This window comes from Yersinia frederiksenii ATCC 33641 (assembly GCF_000754805.1).
GTDB lineage: Bacteria > Pseudomonadota > Gammaproteobacteria > Enterobacterales > Enterobacteriaceae > Yersinia > Yersinia frederiksenii.
In genome coordinates, this window is record NZ_KN150731.1 from 4,369,642 (window position 1) to 4,387,372 (window position 17,731).

Here is a 17,731-nt window from a genome sequence, read left to right on the forward strand (position 1 = left end):
AATAATCCCGCACGACCCACCATTATGTCGTAAGCAGTACCGCATTACAGCGGGTCGTTAGCTCAGTTGGTAGAGCAGTTGACTTTTAATCAATTGGTCGCAGGTTCGAATCCCGCACGACCCACCATTATTCTCTCAATCAATCTCTTCTCTCTTCTCTCTTCTCTCTTCTCTCTTCTCTCTTCTCTCTTCTCTCTTGTTCATCTTGCTCAAAAGTCTTTTTATCCTCTTCTTATTCTCAAGATAAACCCTATAATCTTCTAATATCTCCTCTACCACTCAAATTCTCACTTCATTTTTAACTCTATTAAACATTTTTGCCATTATCAGACAAAAACGAGCGACTTTCTGCTGAATATTGAGTATTTTGTTTAGGATAAAAAACAAACCAATCTTGCTGGCAGCCTGAAGTATTCAATGGCTCCACAATCACTGGCAATAGAGATGTGAGCGATGAGCGAAACTTTTGATGTGAATGCGGCTATTTATCCTTTCCCACCGCGGCCTGTCCCGCTGGATGTGGATCAAAAAGCCTTTTACCGGGCGAAAATCAAAACACTGCTAAAGCAGCGCGATGCCGTGTTAGTCGCTCACTACTATACCGACCCCGAGATTCAGGCTTTAGCCGAGGAAACTGGCGGCTGTGTTGCTGATTCCCTTGAAATGGCAAGATTTGGCAATAACCACCCAGCATCGACCTTGCTAGTCGCTGGCGTGCGTTTTATGGGGGAAACTGCCAAAATACTGAATCCAGAAAAACAAGTATTAATGCCGACTCTCAATGCTGAATGTTCCTTGGATTTAGGTTGCCCGGCTGATGAGTTTGCCGCATTTTGCGACAGCCATCCTGATCGCACCGTTGTGGTGTATGCCAATACTTCGGCAGCGGTAAAAGCCAGAGCGGATTGGGTGGTCACCTCCAGTATTGCCGTTGAGTTGATTGAGCATCTGGATAGTTTGGGCGAGAAAATAATCTGGGCGCCCGATCGCCATCTTGGCAGCTACGTACAGAAGAAGAGTGGTGCAGATGTACTGTGCTGGCAGGGGGCGTGTATCGTCCATGACGAATTTAAAACCCAAGCACTGGCCCGGATGAAGGCATTACATCCCGATGCTGCTGTATTGGTTCACCCAGAGTCACCACAGGCCGTTGTCGACATGGCCGATGCTGTTGGCTCGACCAGTCAATTGATTCAGGCGGCAAGAACACTGCCACAGAAAAAGCTGATTGTGGCAACTGACCGGGGTATTTTTTACAAGATGCAGCAGGCCTGCCCGGATAAAGAGTTATTTGAAGCACCGACTGCCGGTGAAGGAGCAACATGCCGAAGCTGCGCACATTGCCCATGGATGGCGATGAATGGCCTCAAAGCGATTGCTGAGGGGCTGGAGCAGGGTGGTGTGATGCATGAGATACATGTTGATGAAGAATTGCGTCAGCAGGCACTGATTCCCTTGAATCGCATGTTGGATTTTGCCAACCAACTCAAATTACAGATTAAAGGCAATGCCTGATAGTAAAGAGCACGTAATAACCTTAATACTCCGCTAATGACACCCAAAGATCTTGGCGTTGCAGGACGGCAGCGAATTATCCTGTAGCTTCAAGTACGAAGGGTAGTAGACAAAAGGACTGCCAGATGGATTTCTTCAGTACAAGCAACATATTGGTGCATATTCCGCTGGGGGCGGGGGGCTATGACCTTTCTTGGATAGAGGCCATTGGGACACTATTTGGGTTGTTGTGTATCTGGTTTGCCAGCAAAGAAAAAATCATCAACTATTTGTTTGGTTTGATTAACGTGACACTGTTCGCGGTGATTTTCTTCCAGATCCAGCTTTATGCCAGTTTATTACTCCAGTTGTTCTTCTTCGTGGCCAATATTTATGGTTGGTATGCCTGGAGCAAACAAACACCCGATAACCAGGCTGAATTGAAAATTAGGTGGTTGTCCTTGCCGAAAGCATTGGCCTGGGGAGCGGTTTGTGTTGCCGGTATCGCCTTGATGACACTGCATATTGATACGGTTTTTGCCTGGCTTACCCGTGCGGCGGTGACGGTAATGCAAAGCTTGGGTGCTAATGTGCAAATGCCCGAATTGCAGCCAGATGCCTTCCCATTCTGGGACTCCACCATGATGGTCTTATCGATTGTGGCGATGATCCTGATGACGCGCAAATATGTTGAAAACTGGCTGATTTGGGTGGTGATTGATGTTATCAGTGTGGCAATTTTCGCCTATCAAGGTGTCTATGCCATGGCGCTGGAATATGTATTACTGACGTTGATTGCGCTGAATGGCTCTTGGCTGTGGATCAAGAGTGCGGCGCGGAATCATTCACGCCCACTGTCCAACCAAAGTTAGCAATATCTCAGTTCAATAGATTTTGCTTGAAAGTATTGTCAGGCGAGCTTCTGTCAGTGGTTAGCCACCGCAGAATACTCGCCTGATTGGCTTTCACCTTCAATGATGGTGATGGTGGTGCCCCTCGGTGCTGATGGTCTGATTGATGGCACAATCTGGGGCTCTACAGTGCTGATATTCCATCTGAATGGTGGCGTGGCCAATATTGTAATGGTGCAGTAAGTAATGCTGGATACGTTGCAATAGCTCATCATTATCTTGTGGCGGGATCACTTGTACATGCAGTGTCATGAGCCGCTGATCGCCGACTTGCCATAAATGGATGTGATGGGCATCCCGCACTTCATATATATTGGTGCATAAGTCTTTGCGCAGTTTGTTGATATCAATTTCTTGTGGCGCGCCTTCCAAGAGTTCGTGAAAACTCTCTTTCAACAACCGCCAGGCACTGCGCAGCACCAGGACGGAGACCAAGACCGAGAGAATCGGGTCAATTGGTGTCCAGCCGGTGGTGAGGATAACCCCCGCCGCGACAATAGCTCCTACAGAGCCTAATAAGTCGCCAAGTACGTGTAAGGCTGCGGCTCGCACATTGATATTTTTTTCTTCCTCTCCCCTATGAAGTATCCAGAAGCAGAAAATATTCGCGAATAACCCGAAGATGGCGATGATTAACATCGGAATTCCCATGACTTCATGGGGAGAAAAGAAGCGACGAACGGCTTCCCAAACAATCAATACCACGATCAATAATAATGCTGCCGCATTAACAAAAGCCGCCAGAGTCGTCAGGCGTAAATAGCCAAAGGTATGGCGAGAATCAGGTTTTCTCTGTGAGAAGTGCACAGCCATCAATGCGATAAAGAGTGCGGCAGAATCTGTCAGCATATGCCCGGCATCAGCCAATAGGGCCAATGAGCCAGATAGCCAGCCTCCAATCGCCTCTACCACCATAAATACCGTGGTGACAGCGAAGGCGACCAGCAACCGCTGACTATTGCTGTTCTGCGGGAAAAACGATGATGCAGCCATATTTATCCTTTGACCATATTTCATAAAGCGCGAGCACAGAACCAGAACTCCTTGGTATATGTTAACTCTGATAGGATTTCATTCAAAGATTGATAAGCATTATAGATTAATGCCAGGTTACTGTTTTTCTGTGCTGATACTCGAATGCGATAAAGTAGATTTACAGCGGTCAATTCACCCGCTAGATTGGTTTAGTTAGATTGCTTAAAATAATGGTTGTGCGATGACCGTCAGAGACTTAATGGAAGAGCTATGAATTACCTGAATGATGACCTACGGATTAATGAAATTAAGGAACTCCTGCCACCTGTTGCTTTGTTAGAGAAGTTTCCGGCCAGTCATAATGCCGCTGAAACTGTCGCCAAGAGTCGCACTGCTATTCACAACATTTTGCGCGCTCAAGATGACCGCCTGCTGGTGGTGATTGGCCCATGCTCGATTCATGACACTCAGGCAGCAAAAGAGTATGCAGCTCGTTTACTGACGCTGCGTGAAGAGCTGCAAGGTGAGCTGGAAGTGGTGATGCGGGTATATTTTGAAAAACCGCGTACTACGGTAGGTTGGAAAGGTCTGATTAACGATCCGCATATGGATGGTAGTTACGATATCAATGATGGTTTGCGTATTGCACGTAAGTTGCTGTTAGACATCAATGATAGTGGATTACCGGCCGCGGGTGAGTTCTTGGATATGATTACCCCGCAATATTTGGCTGACTTGATGAGTTGGGGAGCTATCGGTGCTCGGACGACGGAATCTCAGGTTCACCGTGAGCTGGCTTCTGGCCTGTCTTGTCCGGTGGGTTTCAAAAATGGCACCGATGGCACCATTAAAGTGGCTATTGATGCGATCAATGCTGCCAGTGCACCGCACTGTTTCCTGTCAGTAACCAAATGGGGTCACTCGGCGATTGTTAATACCGCGGGTAACGATGATTGCCATATCATTCTGCGCGGCGGCAAAGAGCCAAACTACAGCAGCGCGCATGTTGCTGAAGTCAAAGCAGGGCTGAGCAAAGCAGGTCTGGAACCACAAATTATGATTGATTTCAGCCATGCCAACAGCAGCAAGCAGTTTAAAAAGCAGATGGAAGTGGGGACCGACGTGTGCCGTCAGATTGCTCAAGGCGAAAAGTCTATTATGGGCGTGATGATCGAAAGTCATCTGGTGGAAGGTAACCAGAATCTGGAAAGTGGCGAGCCACTGACCTACGGCAAGAGCGTCACTGATGCCTGTATTGGCTGGGAAGATACCGAAGTATTGCTGCGTCAGTTGTCGAACGCGGTGAAAGCTCGTCGTCAGTAAGCTCTCGTGCGAGTTATTTAACCTGACCGACAAAGAGAAACCCCCGACATTAATGATGTACGGGGGTTTTTTACGGGTGCTAATCAGCAATAATTACTTAGCTTTACCCTGATTGGCAACAGCAGCGGCTTTCGCGGCGATCTCTTCTGCGTTACCCAAATAGTAGTGCTTGATTGGTTTGAAGTTTTCATCAAACTCATACACCAATGGCACGCCTGTTGGGATGTTCAACTCAAGAATTTCTTCTTCGTTCAGGTTATCCAGATATTTTACCAAAGCACGTAGAGAGTTACCGTGGGCGGCGATAATGACACGCTCACCACTGGCAATACGTGGTTTGATAACTTCTTCCCAGTAAGGGATAACACGTTCAATAGTCAACGCCAGGCTTTCAGTGGTTGGCAGCTCAGCATCGGTTAATTTTGCATAACGTGGATCATGGCCAGGGAAGCGCTCATCGCTTTTCTCCAGCGCAGGAGGCGTGATAGCAAAACCACGACGCCACAATTTAACTTGGTCATCACCGTATTTTGCGGCAGTCTCTGATTTATCCAGACCTTGCAGAGCGCCATAATGACGTTCATTCAGTTTCCAGGTTTTTTCGGTTGGCAACCAAGCTTGGTCCAACTCATCGAGAATGCTCCACAGAGTGTGGATTGCGCGTTTCAGTACTGAGGTGTAGGCGAAATCAAAAGTGAAACCTTCATCTTTCAACAGCTGACCAGCGGCTTTTGCTTCAGTACGGCCTTTTTCAGACAAATCAACATCATACCAGCCAGTGAAGCGGTTTTCGTTGTTCCATTGACTCTCGCCGTGACGTACCAGAACCAGCTTTGTTACTGCCATAGTTCGAACTCCTCAAATAACTAATTTATTCAATGATAACTATTATCATTATATTGCGGGATTGCCGCAGACAGCAATCGTTTGTGTTTAACCATAGCCAATTTTTTATCGTAAGGTAAGGCCGCAGGTCAAATCGATTTAATTGCATCCGAGTGTTTTCGCCAATGTACCTTCTTGGGACTTAATTATTTGGGCGATATCGGTGGGCAAGTTTGGCCAGATAGTCAGCTGGGGATTTGTTTTTGCTTCGATGGTATTAACGGTAACTTGATAATCGCAAAAATTAGCAGATTTACCGGTATTCTGATCCATCAGAAATGCAGCATACTGGCCTTTATCTGGGGATGTACCGATAAAAATGATCTTCCAGTACCCACTAGGGATCGCAACAGATGGTTTCGCTGGCAGTGTTCCTATATTGCGTTCAAATAGCGGGCCGGTTACTGAGTAAACCGCTGTAACATTCAAATCGTTAGCCAACGCGCGTTCCTTATCTTCGAGCTTAGCCCATGCACCTTGGTTTAAGATTGCTTTTTGTGGGGTAATATTTGATAAATAATTAAGCGCCTTCGAATCCACGTTGCCAGCGAGTGAGCTAAGTGGAGCCTGATGCCCACGATCAACGGCCAATTTTTGATTAGCACTGGTATAATCTGCCGGTGCTAGTGTGTCTGAACTTGGCAAGTCGGGGTCTTGTGCCCATTGGCGTTTGTGTTTACTCGCCTGACTATTTTTTGTGACTTTATAGGCTACCCAATTTGCAAATTTGGTATCACTGTTATTATTAAGCGTATATACATTACGGATAATTGTTTGACTACTGCCACCGGTTGGGCAGCCGACAAGACAATTATCAATAGCCGCAGTAGCCAAAATTTGTTCTGAAACAACAGGCGCTGATAGTGTGGTTTTGGGCGCTGTAGATTGATCTGTTGCTGTACATGCAGTCAATAAAATAACAGGTAAAAGTTTAATTATATTCAGTTTCATTATTTATTCCTTTTGCTAATTTAATTTCATGGATAAAATTAAATGAAATATATATTGTAAATATGAAAATGGTTATAAAAATAATTAAAAACTTATAACAACTTTGTAATTATATAAGGCCAGTAATGGCGATGTTTAAAATTCAATGTGTATAATCTACTTAAATAAAACTGATGTCCGTTTCTTTATAAAAGTAAATATATTGTTTTTTCACTTTATTCCTGAGAAGACTTTATTAACGGCCTCATCACTATTTAGTTTAATTAATGATGCGTGAAGCTCACTGCAAATATAAGTGATATATTCATATTCAATAGTATCTGTTAATGTAGATAAAAGACTCCAATTAATCACTATGGGTTGCAATGTTGGCTGGAAGCCTGTGGCAAAATCGCTGTTTTTATCTGTGTTGACTGAGGTTAACACAACAGCCTCTACACCAAAAAACTTGGTTAATTTGTGAAGCGTTTGTCTGGATATAGGTTTTCCACATTCAGCCCTTTTTAGTGTTGCGATGGATACATAGCACTTTAAGCTCAAACTTTGCTCAGAGAGCCTCTCTTGGCTCAATTTTTTTTTAATCTTAGGCGTTTAAGTTCTGTAGCATTTATCTGTACACCACTGTTTGACATATCACTAACCTCAACCAATAAATTTAATGAAAAATAATCTATTCATGTCCCTCGGTAGAGTAGTTTAAATAAAGTATTCCCATAAAAACTATAATACTAAAGGGGTGCATGAATAGATTAATGTAATAATTTAAATATAACAATGAATATACTCAATAAAATATTCAACTATATTGGATGAAATTCCATTTTCTTTTAACTTAACTAAGTGGATGAAAATATAAGGTGCACAATTTAATAATTGCGCACCTTAATTATTAGCCTAATACACCTGCAAGCGCACCCTGACCCGCTTTTTTCAGAACACTCAATACTGAGTCCCAAAATGCTGGGTTAACACCGGCCATTTTTGCTTCGGCAATACGATTAGAACGATTGACACTTTGAGCTTGGATTGGAAGTTTCATATTTATTTCCTTCATATTTTTATGTGGTGGTGAATTTAATCACCGGATTATCGCCGTCGGATGACGACAAATATTTAAATAGGGAGTGCGTTAGTCTTAATAGACATACCAACTGCGTAATGTTCCGATTGTTACTGGCATAATATCGCTTACATCGATTGTGTAGCGATATAACTTGCGGGCAGTAGTTAATCTTTCTTTAGGGTTGAAGAATTCTAAGACCACATCCCAACAGTCTGAGTCAGGACGACTTACTGGGCTTACCGCTGCACTTATCGTATTAAGAAATAGGGATTCCTTATAGGCATCGTCAAAAACTTCACGCATTTGGTAGGCATTGGTTGCCGCATAATTAATTGCACGTTCATGGGAGTCATAACCGCGATTACGTAATTCGTAGTAAATACGGTTAATAAAGTTCATCAATTCATCTGTTTTTGATGTAGCTAGGGTATCTTTCCCCATGACTAATTCGGCTAAGTCACGAGATTTCCAATTGAACATGCCGCGTAATACCGGGCTAACGGTTGGAATGACTTGTCCATTAAAGAGGCGTGTTTCCCCAGTAATTATTCCTGATACGGAAACACGTTCCACTCCCTCTTCTTCTTGATCATTCAAGAAGTTAACTATTCGTGCATATTCCAATACGGCAAACTGTGAATCGGGTTTTATGGCATAAACAGGAATACCATCAACTTTTAATACCCAAATTAAGGCATCGGATTGTTCAATATTGTCCCCTGCGACCAGATGTTTTGCCATCTGTTGCGGATCAAAAGGATGACCTTGCCCATTACCCATAACCTGAGTGAAATAATCTAATCGAGCTTCCGTACCAAAGTCATAACCGATGGTTCCAATCAAAAAAACCTTTTCCTGACTACGAACATGGCGCGCATCAAAGTCAGCCTGTGGTTTCACTCTATTTATGGGAGAATGAACATAGTTATTGGCTGCTGAATCATTAATTTTTGGCAAAGTTAAACTCGAGCTTTGTGGCTGAGTAGATAAGTTTGACTCGTTAAAGATATAACTCTCATTTTCTTCAGTTGCGGGAGTTATTATGCTTTCTGGTGCAGGGTATAAATCAGTTGATGATGGGATAATAATGCTATCTTCAGTTGACATAATGGCATTCCTATTTTGTGGGTAGAGTATTAACTCTTGTTGTACTCGCTGGAGCAACGATGAAATATTAAGGCGATGTAACGTGAATATCTGACGATCTAAAGCCGGTGACTGCAATTTCGTTGCGGTTTCAAATAACAATTTACTTACCACCTCTGCAGCCTGAATATTTCCATGCAATGATAGCGCTCGCATAATTAATGCTGAAAATCCGGTGATAATAGGTGCGGCAAAACTACTACCAGAAACTAGAGAAATATTGCTATCTGTTATAGCTACGGGTATTGATATCCCAGGTGCTAACAACATTTTTTTACGTAGTTTATGACCAAAATTATTAAATTTGGCTGGATATCCATCTTTATCACAAGCACCGACGGCTAATACTGAATCTAAAGAGGCAGGTAATGACTCCTGGTTAACACCTTCATTTCCTACTGCTGAAATAATCAGTATTCCAGCTTGCTGGCAACGATTTACCGCCTTCCGTAAGTCATCAGAGCCACGACCATTTACCGACAATGATGAGCCACTAATATTAATAATATGGCACCCTTGCAGGCGAGCTTCATTAATTGCTTTGGCAAGTGTTAACTCGGAACATCCCTGTAATTTCCCCTGTGAGTCCTCATGGAATACGGGAATATTGTAAACTTCAATATTTTCAGCAATCCCTACACTTTTTCCTCCTACAATGCTGCATACAGCAGTACCGTGTGTAGTTTGTTTTTCCTCACTCACATATGAATAGTAAATATTCATATGGTTTAGTAGCGGATGGTTTTTTTCTATTAAACCATCGATAATTCCGACTTTAATATTTTTTCCTGACTGACCTAAATTCTTAAGAGTGTTAAGATTAGATTCGTCTAAGAAAATGTCATTGTTTGTATTTTTAGCCCCGGTCATTTAAAGCCTCAAATGTTTTTCTTTGCGTTGATAATAATCCTAACTTAATATTTTATTTATGTAGTATCAGTTTGGTATCAGTTTAATAATTTATATTTGATTGATATCTAAGTGGTTTTCAATAAATGAGAGTGCTTTATACATTAGTAATTTTTACTTTTTATGACTGGCAAGGATAAATATCGAGGTCACAGGCTGGAGTTACTAAGAACAAGCAACAAAAAACGGGGGTAGTAAAATGATATATGGAGCACTAAAGGTTCCATATATATCCATCATCTTTCAAGCTATAGCGGTATTGGTTGTCATCACACACCCAATTCATTGAGTTATCTCAACTCCTTGGGTGTGTTCTGTTGCCGTATACAACTCGAACTCTATCGGGTATAGATAAATGCGTGGTTATTACAGGGAGTTAAGCCGCTTTTTTCAGGCAAGTGCTCATAAAGGTTTTGCGGGCATCACCTTTTAACTCTTTGGTGGCCGCTTCCCCGTTACAGCTCTTCATTTTTTGCTGCTGCGGTGTCAGCGCTTTTTCATCAGGATGAACCTGTGCTTTTAGGCACTGACTCATGAATTTCTTCCGGTCATCACCTTTTAGTGATTGAGTTGTCGCTTGCTGATTACAATCGGTCATTTTTTTCTGCTGGGCAGCTTGCGCGGGTGAGGGCATTTTAGCCGTCTCTGCTGCCATCACATTGGCACTCAGCAATAATCCGGCAGCGAGCAACCATAGGGGAGTTAGACGCATATGAGTTCCTTTTATTGGGGCACTGTTTATATAAGGAAAGTTGGATTCTGCAAGGCGTCTGTGCGGCTGCCTGACAGATGCTGTTAAGCGTAGTCGGCAGCCGTAAATAAAAACAGTTATAACGCAATAAAGTGATAAACGGTGGTTGCGTGGTAGGTTTTCCCCGGTTTTAGCCAACAATCGGGTTGCGGCCATTCAGGGTGGTTGGGGCTATCGGGCAGAAATTCACTTTCCAATGCGACGCCGGTGTAGCTGGCGTAAGTTCCGCCATCGCGTGAGGGGGTACCACCCAAGAAATTGCCGCTATACAACTGCAATGCCGGTGCAGTGGTATAAACACTCATCTGGACCTGATTATCTGATGACCACAAATGAGCTGCCGGGCTCTCGGTGGCACCACAGGTACGATGCAGCAGATAGGCATGGTCATAACCTTTCACCCGTTGCTGGCAGCGGTCTTGCAGGAAGTCGCGAGCTAAGGTTTTCGCTTGGCGAAAATCCATGCCCGTTTTTTCCACGTTAGCCAACCCTCCGGTCGGAATTCCGTCACTATCAACGGGCAAGTATCTGTCGGCAAACAACTGCAACCGGTGTGTCCGCACATCATGTCCTTCACCATCAAGGTTAAAGTAAGCATGATTGGTCAGATTCACCGGGCAGGTTTTGTCGGTCTGTGCCTGATAGTGGATTTCTAATCGGTTATCTTCGGTTAAGAGATATTGGACTTCGGCAGTGAGATTACCAGGGAAACCCTGGTCGCCATCAGGAGAATACAGTTGATAAGTGACCTGTTTTTCATCCTGTTTAACCTTTTTCCAGCGCCGGGCATGGAACCCTTCAAGGCCACCATGCAGTTGGTTAACGCCTTGATTGGGAATCAGATGAAGGATTTCGCCGTCCACCGTGATTTGTGCATTAGCAATGCGATTAGCATAGCGGCCAACGGTTGCCCCAAGATAGGCCGCTTGATGCAGATAGTCAGTGGGGGTCTGGCAGCCCAGCAGTAACTCGCGTTTTTCTCCCCCTTTGAGTGGCAATATTGCAGACAGCCAGGTTGCGCCCCAATCCATCAGCGTCACACTCATGCCTGCTTTATTATACAATTCGGTCAATTCAAAGGGGTGACCATCCGGTGCTAACTGGTCAACACTGCTTAATGATGCAGCGCCGTTTTTCAGCATAAACCCGCTCCTTGTGAAGCCTGACAGACGTAGAAGGTTTCTGTTCGCCCGTCGCTGTACTTCGGATATTCCCGCGCCACAGCAGCACGAACTTGTTCGACCAGCGACGTTGGCATTAGTGCGACAATACAACCACCAAAACCACCGCCAGTCATTCGAACACCACCTTGCTCCCCAATAACGGATTTCACAATATCTACCAAGTGGTCGATCGGCGGAACTGTGATCTCAAAATCATCACGCATTGAAATATGAGACTCGTGCATCAGTTGCCCCATCAATTTCAAATCTCCGCGCGCCAGTGCATCTGCCGCAGCCAGAGTACGTTCATTTTCAGTAATAACATGGCGAGCGCGTTTAGCTACCACGGGATCGAGCTCATCTTGAATAGAGAAAAACAGGTTAGGATCAACATCGCGTAACGCTTTTACACCAAAGAAACGGGCTGCAGTTTCACATTGCTGGCGACGGGTGTTGTACTCGCTATCAACTAGACCTCGCTTCACATTGGAGTTAATAATGACCACCGCCACATTGTCTGGCATAGGTACTGCGCGAGTTTCAAGGGTGCGACAGTCAATGAGTAGTGCGTGGCCTTGCTCGCCCAGTGCTGAAATCAACTGATCCATAATGCCGCAGTTGCAGCCGACAAATTGGTTCTCAGCCTCTTGCCCATTCAGCGCCAACTCTACGCCACTCAGGGGAAGTTGGTAGAGCGATTGTAACGCCTGACCCACCGCCACTTCTAAGGAGGCGGAAGAGCTTAAACCGGCTCCTTGTGGCACATTGCCACTGATCACCAGATCAGCACCGCCAAAATCGGCATGGCGTAATTGCAAATGTTTGACCACGCCACGCACATAATCGGCCCAACGGTACTCTGGATGCGGGACGATGGGCGCATCGAGCGAGAATATATCTTGCTGATTCTCATAATCAGCCGCAATAACACGAATCTGGCGGTCATCACGTTTGCCGCAACTGATTACGGTTTCATAATCAATGGCGCAAGGTAGGACAAAACCATCATTGTAGTCCGTATGTTCGCCAATGAGATTGACGCGACCCGGCGCTTTAATGGTGATCTCAGGTTCATGATGAAACTGTTGACGGAAAATGGCTTGGGTATGCTGCTTTAAACTCATTAGTTGACTCCAGCTTCTCGATAATGAACATCACTTACTGCCCGCAGGTGTTCAGCCGCCTGTTCTGCTGTAAGGTCTCGCTGGGTTTCAGCCAGCATTTCATAGCCCACCATAAATTTCCGTACCGATGCCGAGCGCAGCAGTGGCGGATAAAAATGTGCGTGTAACTGCCAATGCGTATTGTCATCCGAGTTATAAGGTGCGCCGTGCCATCCCATTGAATAAGGGAATGAGCATGAGAACAAATTGTCGTAGCGGCTGGTCAGTTTTTTCAATGCAATAGCCAGATTGCCGCGTTGTTCAGTGGACAATGCCTCTAGCCGCAGGACATGAGTTTTTGGCAGCAGCAAAGTTTCAAATGGCCATGCCGCCCAGTAGGGCACTACCGCCAGCCAGTGTTCGGTTTCAACCACGACTCGGCTCCCGTCGCGGCGCTCACGATCAACATAGTCGAGCAGCATCGGTGATTGATGCTGCTGAAAATATTGCTGTTGCAAGCGGTCTTCGCGCGCGGCTTCATTCGGTAAGAAGCTATTCGCCCATATTTGCCCATGAGGATGCGGATTTGAGCAACCCATTGCCGCGCCTTTATTTTCAAACACTTGTACCCATGGATAGGTTTTACCCAATTCGGCACTTTGCTGTTGCCAGGTTTGGATGACGTGCTCCAACGCCGGTACTGTCAGTTGCGGCAAGGTTTTGCTGTGATCCGGTGAGAAACAGATGACTCGGCTGGTACCACGCGCACTTTGACTGCGCATCAGTGGGTCATGACTTTGCGGTGCATCAGGCGTGTCGGGCATCAGTGCCGCAAAGTCATTGGTAAACACATAGGTTGACGGGTAGTCAGGGTTCACATCACCGGTCACTCGTGTATTGCCTGGGCATAAGAAGCAATCAGGGTCATGTGCCGGTAAATTCTCGGTGGCTGGCGCTTCCTGCTGGCCTTGCCAGGGGCGTTTGGCTCGATGTGGCGATACCAGCACCCACTGATCGCTCAGCGGGTTATATCTGCGATGTGGATGATCCACAGGGTTAAAATCAGTCATAAAAATACCTTAATCGGGATAGCCCTGAGGATTATTGGATTGCCAGCGCCAGGTATCTGCCGCCATTTCATCAAGTGAGCGACTGACCCGCCAATCCAGTTGTTCTGCCGCCTTGGTGGGATCTGCCCAATAAGCCGGGAGGTCGCCCTCACGACGTGGGGCAAAATGGTAGGCTAGCGGTTTGCCGCAAGCTTTGCTGAATGCCTCGACCACTTGTAAAACACTGTGACCGACGCCAGCACCAAGATTGAAAATATGTACCCTGGGCTGATTATGTAGCTTTTTCATGGCAGCAACATGGCCGTCAGCTAAATCAACCACATGAATATAATCACGCACCCCAGTGCCATCTGGCGTTGGATAGTCATTGCCGAAGATGGACAAAGATTCACGACGGCCCACCGCCACTTGTGCAATAAATGGCATCAGGTTATTCGGGATACCCTGTGGGTCTTCCCCCATCAACCCCGACGGATGTGCGCCAACCGGATTGAAATAGCGTAAAATGGTCATATTCCACTGTGGATCAGACAGTTGCACATCTTGCAAAATTTGCTCAACCATCAATTTGCTCTGGCCATATGGGCTAGAAGGTGTGCCAGTCGGGAAACTTTCAACATAAGGAATCTGTGGTTGATCACCATAGACCGTAGCAGAAGAGCTAAAGATAAAGTTTTTGACTTGCGCGGCGCGCATGGCCTCCAACAATACTAAGGTGCCATAAACATTATTATCGTAATATTCCAATGGTTTACTGACCGATTCACCCACCGCCTTTAAACCCGCGAAATGAATGACGGCATGAATAGGATGAGTGGCAAATATTTTGTCGAGCAGTGCGCGATCGCGAACATCCCCCTGATAAAGTTCAGGAGTGTAGCCGGTCAAACGGTTGATCCGAGCTAATACGCTGGATTTGCTGTTGCAAAGGTTGTCGAGGATCACTGGCTTATAGCCAGCTTCAATCAATTGCACACAGGTATGGCTACCAATGTAACCGCTACCACCTGTTACCAGAACGTACATAAAAGACTCCTCGAATGACTTTTGTTTAAGAAATATAGCATGCCATTATGTGAGAAAAGGTGATCTGCGCTCAATAATGGAATCGTTTACAGTTAAATTATTTCTAGCTTAATCTCTGTGAGAGCCTAAAGACAGGGGAATGAATAAGGATAGGTAAAAAAGCGTAGAAATCTCAGGCATGACAATGATAACTGAAGTGGTAGCGTTCTCATCCATCAATTTAGCAGGAATGTCCTATCCCCTGCGTCCTTGGCACTACAGAGTTGTTAGCTGCTCTTACTCACCCGAATCACTGACTTGAGTCAGCTCATCGGGATGAGTTCGTTGGCTGCCTAGCTGTAGCACCAATGACTTTGGGGATATCTTCGTCCTTGTCGCCAGAGTTGTTAGCTGCTCTTACTCACCCGAATCACTGACTTGAGTCGGATCATTAAAGATTAATGCGCCACATAAAGTGGATAGGTAAAGAACAGCAGATGCATCAGGTTCAGGCCGAAATGGAATGCGACGGCAACCCACAAACGGCCACTCCACAACCACGCCAGACCATAAATCACCCCAGCGAGTGCCGCGAACACCATTAACAGCGGGCCTCCAGCAACATGCGCGGCGCCAAAGAGTAACGCGGTGAGCAGCAGTGCCGGATAGTTCCCAATACATTGGCTTAAACGCTGTTGCAAATAACCACGGAAAAGTGCTTCTTCAGCCAGACAAACAAAGAAAACATTGGCGATAACAAAAGAGCCAAACCATGCCGGAGTGTGCATCTCAATTTTCAAGCCACCTAAGGCGACGGCCAGCAGAAGTAAAGCCGGCACGCTGACTATCAAGCTAATCCAGCCAAGTTTACTGACTGATAGCTGCTTTTTGGCGACAAACAATGTCGGTAGGCATGCGAGCAGGATAAAGGGCACCAGTGCCTTATCCAAATTGTAATACATGCTAAAGGCCGCACTGAGTGGCCCGACATTCACTTTATCCAATACTTTTAGATTGTTAAATCCGGGTACCAGATGCAGGAATAAGGCAATGGCAGCTAACACCAAGAGCAATTCTAGGCCAGCGGCCAACCATTTTCGTTGGCGATATTTTTTCAGCAGTAGGGCAACAATCAACGTTAGCAGTAAGAATGCTGCTGATGGCAGTGTCAGAACACCATGATAAAGCGCCATCGATAAGGAAAGAGCCAAGAGAAACAGGGAGAGTACCCGGTTAATTGATAAGAAAAGCAGTGATGCAGCTAGTACGCCCCACATAAGTCATCCCTTTACTATTAAGTCCATATTCTAAGCCAGCTAATATAAAGCGCTTATCCATCGTCAGCATCAATCATGGCTGACAGTGGGAATAGTAGCATAGGCTAATGCCAATGACTCTCAGCTCAGTTGAGAAAAACTCTCATTGTTTTCCAGAATAATATAATGATATATATTTTTAAGTCATATTTAATGATGGCATTCTTCTTGCTGGTAGCGATAAATGTCGCCATCAGGAACAAAAGTTAAACGATGGGTAATACAGTGCGGCGCATCTTCTGCATGGTGCGAGACAAACAACAGTTGAGTGTCACCTTCGCCAATCATCACATCAATAAAACGCCGTACTAACAAACGGTTAAGCGGGTCTAAACCTTGCAATGGCTCATCAAGAATCAATAACGCAGGGTGCTTAACCAGCGCTCTGGCGATCAATGCCAGCCGTTGTTGGCCCCAGGATAAACTATGGAAAGGCTGGTCTGCCGTGTTGGCAGAAAAGCCAAGCAAAGCAAGCCATTGATCAGCAAGCTGTTGTTGTCGATCAGATACCGCCTGATAAATACCAATAGAGTCAAAGAAACCCGATAAAATCACCGTGCGCAGGTTAGTACTGACCCGATAATCCAAATGCAGGCTGCTGCTGACATAACCGATATGGCGCTTGATATCCCAGATGGTTTCACCACTTCCCCGGCGGCGGCCAAATAAGGTCAGGTCATTGCTATAACCTTGCGGATGGTCGCCGGTAATTAGACTGAGTAAGGTTGATTTCCCCGCACCATTCTGGCCGATAATCTGCCAGTGTTCGCCGGGGTTAACCTGCCAGTTCAGATGGTGCAAAATAGGGCGGTCATTGTACTCGACAACCCCATTACGTAAAATAATCAGGGGATTATCTTGAGGTAAGCGAACTTGCTGCTGTGGGTCTTCGGCTTCTGGTAGCTGTAGCCCATCAAGATTTTCACTGTGCGCGAGTTGAGCAATTAGAGCTTCGGACAGGATCTGCTGGCGCGGGCCGGTGTGGGTTAAGTGGCAATCTGCCAGCACGCCGACCTGCTGCACAAAATCAGGAATATCATCAAAACGGTTAAGCACTAAAACCAGCGTGACACCTTGCGCTGAAAGAGTAGACAACATTTCTGCCAACTGAGCGCGAGCGGAGACATCCAGACCATCAAAGGGTTCATCCAGAATCAGCAAGTCGGGTTGTGGCATCAATGCTTGGCACAACAAAGTCTTGCGCGTTTCACCGGTAGAGAGATATTTAAAACGGCGTGACAGTAAGTGACTAATGCCAAATTGAGCCGCCAGTTGCTGACACCGTACTAAATTGCTTACTTCTTCCTGAATAATTTCAGCTGTTGTGCGCCCGGTATCGTCTTCATCAGCACTGAGTAAATCGGTGTTATTACGCTGCCATTCTTCACTGACCAACTGCTGAAGTTGCTCGAATGATAAACGTATAGCATGGTTGAAATTACTCTGGCGGGTGCCAGTCAGCAGGGTTAGTTCCCCTGATAACGCTTTGGCGAGCGCTGATTTCCCACTGCCGTTGGCTCCGACAAATGCCCAACTATCGCCAGATTGTCCCTTATCACCAGAAAGAATACGTAACTCAGGTAAAGTGAGTGTCCGGGTGTCACTCAGGCGAAAACAACCTTGCGATATTTGCAATTCAGACATCATCTTTCCCATATTTTGCAAC

The 17,731-nt window shown here is 45.6% G+C and carries 15 protein-coding genes and 1 tRNA gene; 4 read left to right on the forward strand and 12 right to left on the reverse strand.

Features of this window, described 5'->3' with window-relative positions; genetic code table 11:
* Positions 1-51: 51 nt before the first annotated feature.
* The 3 genes from DJ58_RS02635 to pnuC all read left to right on the forward strand — a co-directional run bounded on the left by DJ58_RS02635 (position 52) and on the right by pnuC (position 2,366).
* Positions 52-127: transfer RNA gene (locus DJ58_RS02635), tRNA-Lys, on the forward strand.
* 326 nt (positions 128-453) lie between these two features.
* Entirely contained in the window at positions 454-1,515 is a 1,062-nt protein-coding gene (gene nadA / locus DJ58_RS02630) for a quinolinate synthase NadA (protein WP_004708947.1), read from the forward strand.
* A gap of 125 nt (positions 1,516-1,640) precedes the next feature.
* Positions 1,641-2,366: a nicotinamide riboside transporter PnuC gene (pnuC, locus tag DJ58_RS02625; protein ID WP_032911009.1), complete on the forward strand. Its 726-nt coding sequence runs from the start codon at positions 1,641-1,643 to the stop codon at positions 2,364-2,366.
* A gap of 99 nt (positions 2,367-2,465) precedes the next feature.
* Here pnuC and zitB read toward each other — a convergent pair whose 3' ends face one another.
* Complete coding sequence (gene zitB / locus DJ58_RS02620; RefSeq protein ID WP_032911010.1) at positions 2,466-3,398, reverse strand: CDF family zinc transporter ZitB; 933 nt, start codon at positions 3,396-3,398, stop codon at positions 2,466-2,468.
* 252 nt (positions 3,399-3,650) lie between these two features.
* Here zitB and aroG point away from each other — a divergent pair, with 252 nt between their 5' ends.
* Positions 3,651-4,703, forward strand: coding sequence for a 3-deoxy-7-phosphoheptulonate synthase AroG (aroG, locus tag DJ58_RS02615; protein ID WP_004708950.1), 1,053 nt, complete (start codon positions 3,651-3,653; stop codon positions 4,701-4,703).
* Positions 4,704-4,796: 93 nt separating this feature from the next.
* On the opposite strand, the gene gpmA is transcribed toward aroG, so the two are convergent.
* The 11 genes from gpmA to modF form a co-directional block, all read right to left on the reverse strand.
* Positions 4,797-5,549, reverse strand: coding sequence for a 2,3-diphosphoglycerate-dependent phosphoglycerate mutase (gene gpmA, locus DJ58_RS02610; protein ID WP_004708951.1), 753 nt, complete (start codon positions 5,547-5,549; stop codon positions 4,797-4,799).
* Positions 5,550-5,687: 138 nt separating this feature from the next.
* Complete coding sequence (locus DJ58_RS02605) at positions 5,688-6,539, reverse strand: DNA/RNA non-specific endonuclease (protein ID WP_004708952.1); 852 nt, start codon at positions 6,537-6,539, stop codon at positions 5,688-5,690.
* An 889-nt stretch (positions 6,540-7,428) separates the two neighbouring features.
* Positions 7,429-7,578 (reverse strand): hypothetical protein, encoded by a 150-nt coding sequence (locus tag DJ58_RS23700; protein ID WP_004708955.1) that lies wholly within the window; start codon positions 7,576-7,578, stop codon positions 7,429-7,431.
* Between the two features lie 96 nt (positions 7,579-7,674).
* Positions 7,675-9,618 (reverse strand): PatA/PatG family cyanobactin maturation protease, encoded by a 1,944-nt coding sequence (locus tag DJ58_RS02600; protein ID WP_032911011.1) that lies wholly within the window; start codon positions 9,616-9,618, stop codon positions 7,675-7,677.
* Positions 9,619-10,033: 415 nt separating this feature from the next.
* Positions 10,034-10,369, reverse strand: coding sequence for a PsiF family protein (locus DJ58_RS02595; RefSeq protein WP_032911012.1), 336 nt, complete (start codon positions 10,367-10,369; stop codon positions 10,034-10,036).
* A 116-nt stretch (positions 10,370-10,485) separates the two neighbouring features.
* Positions 10,486-11,550, reverse strand: coding sequence for a galactose-1-epimerase (galM, locus tag DJ58_RS02590; RefSeq protein ID WP_032911013.1), 1,065 nt, complete (start codon positions 11,548-11,550; stop codon positions 10,486-10,488).
* The gene (galK, locus tag DJ58_RS02585; protein WP_004708965.1) at positions 11,544-12,695 is read right to left on the reverse strand and encodes a galactokinase; all 1,152 of its coding nucleotides are present in this window, start codon (positions 12,693-12,695) and stop codon (positions 11,544-11,546) included. Before galK ends, galM begins: the two co-directional genes overlap by 7 nt.
* Positions 12,695-13,744 carry a galactose-1-phosphate uridylyltransferase gene (galT, locus tag DJ58_RS02580; protein WP_032911014.1) on the reverse strand — a complete coding sequence of 350 codons (1,050 nt, stop codon included), beginning with the start codon at positions 13,742-13,744 and terminating at the stop codon, positions 12,695-12,697. Before galT ends, galK begins: the two co-directional genes overlap by 1 nt.
* 9 nt (positions 13,745-13,753) lie before the next feature.
* Positions 13,754-14,770: a UDP-glucose 4-epimerase GalE gene (galE, locus tag DJ58_RS02575; RefSeq protein ID WP_004708967.1), complete on the reverse strand. Its 1,017-nt coding sequence runs from the start codon at positions 14,768-14,770 to the stop codon at positions 13,754-13,756.
* Positions 14,771-15,207: 437 nt separating this feature from the next.
* Positions 15,208-16,026 (reverse strand): CPBP family intramembrane glutamic endopeptidase, encoded by an 819-nt coding sequence (locus DJ58_RS02570; RefSeq protein ID WP_032911015.1) that lies wholly within the window; start codon positions 16,024-16,026, stop codon positions 15,208-15,210.
* 189 nt (positions 16,027-16,215) lie between these two features.
* Positions 16,216-17,709, reverse strand: a complete 1,494-nt coding sequence (gene modF / locus DJ58_RS02565; RefSeq protein ID WP_032911055.1) for a molybdate ABC transporter ATP-binding protein ModF — start codon at positions 17,707-17,709, stop codon at positions 16,216-16,218.
* Positions 17,710-17,731 lie beyond the last annotated feature (22 nt).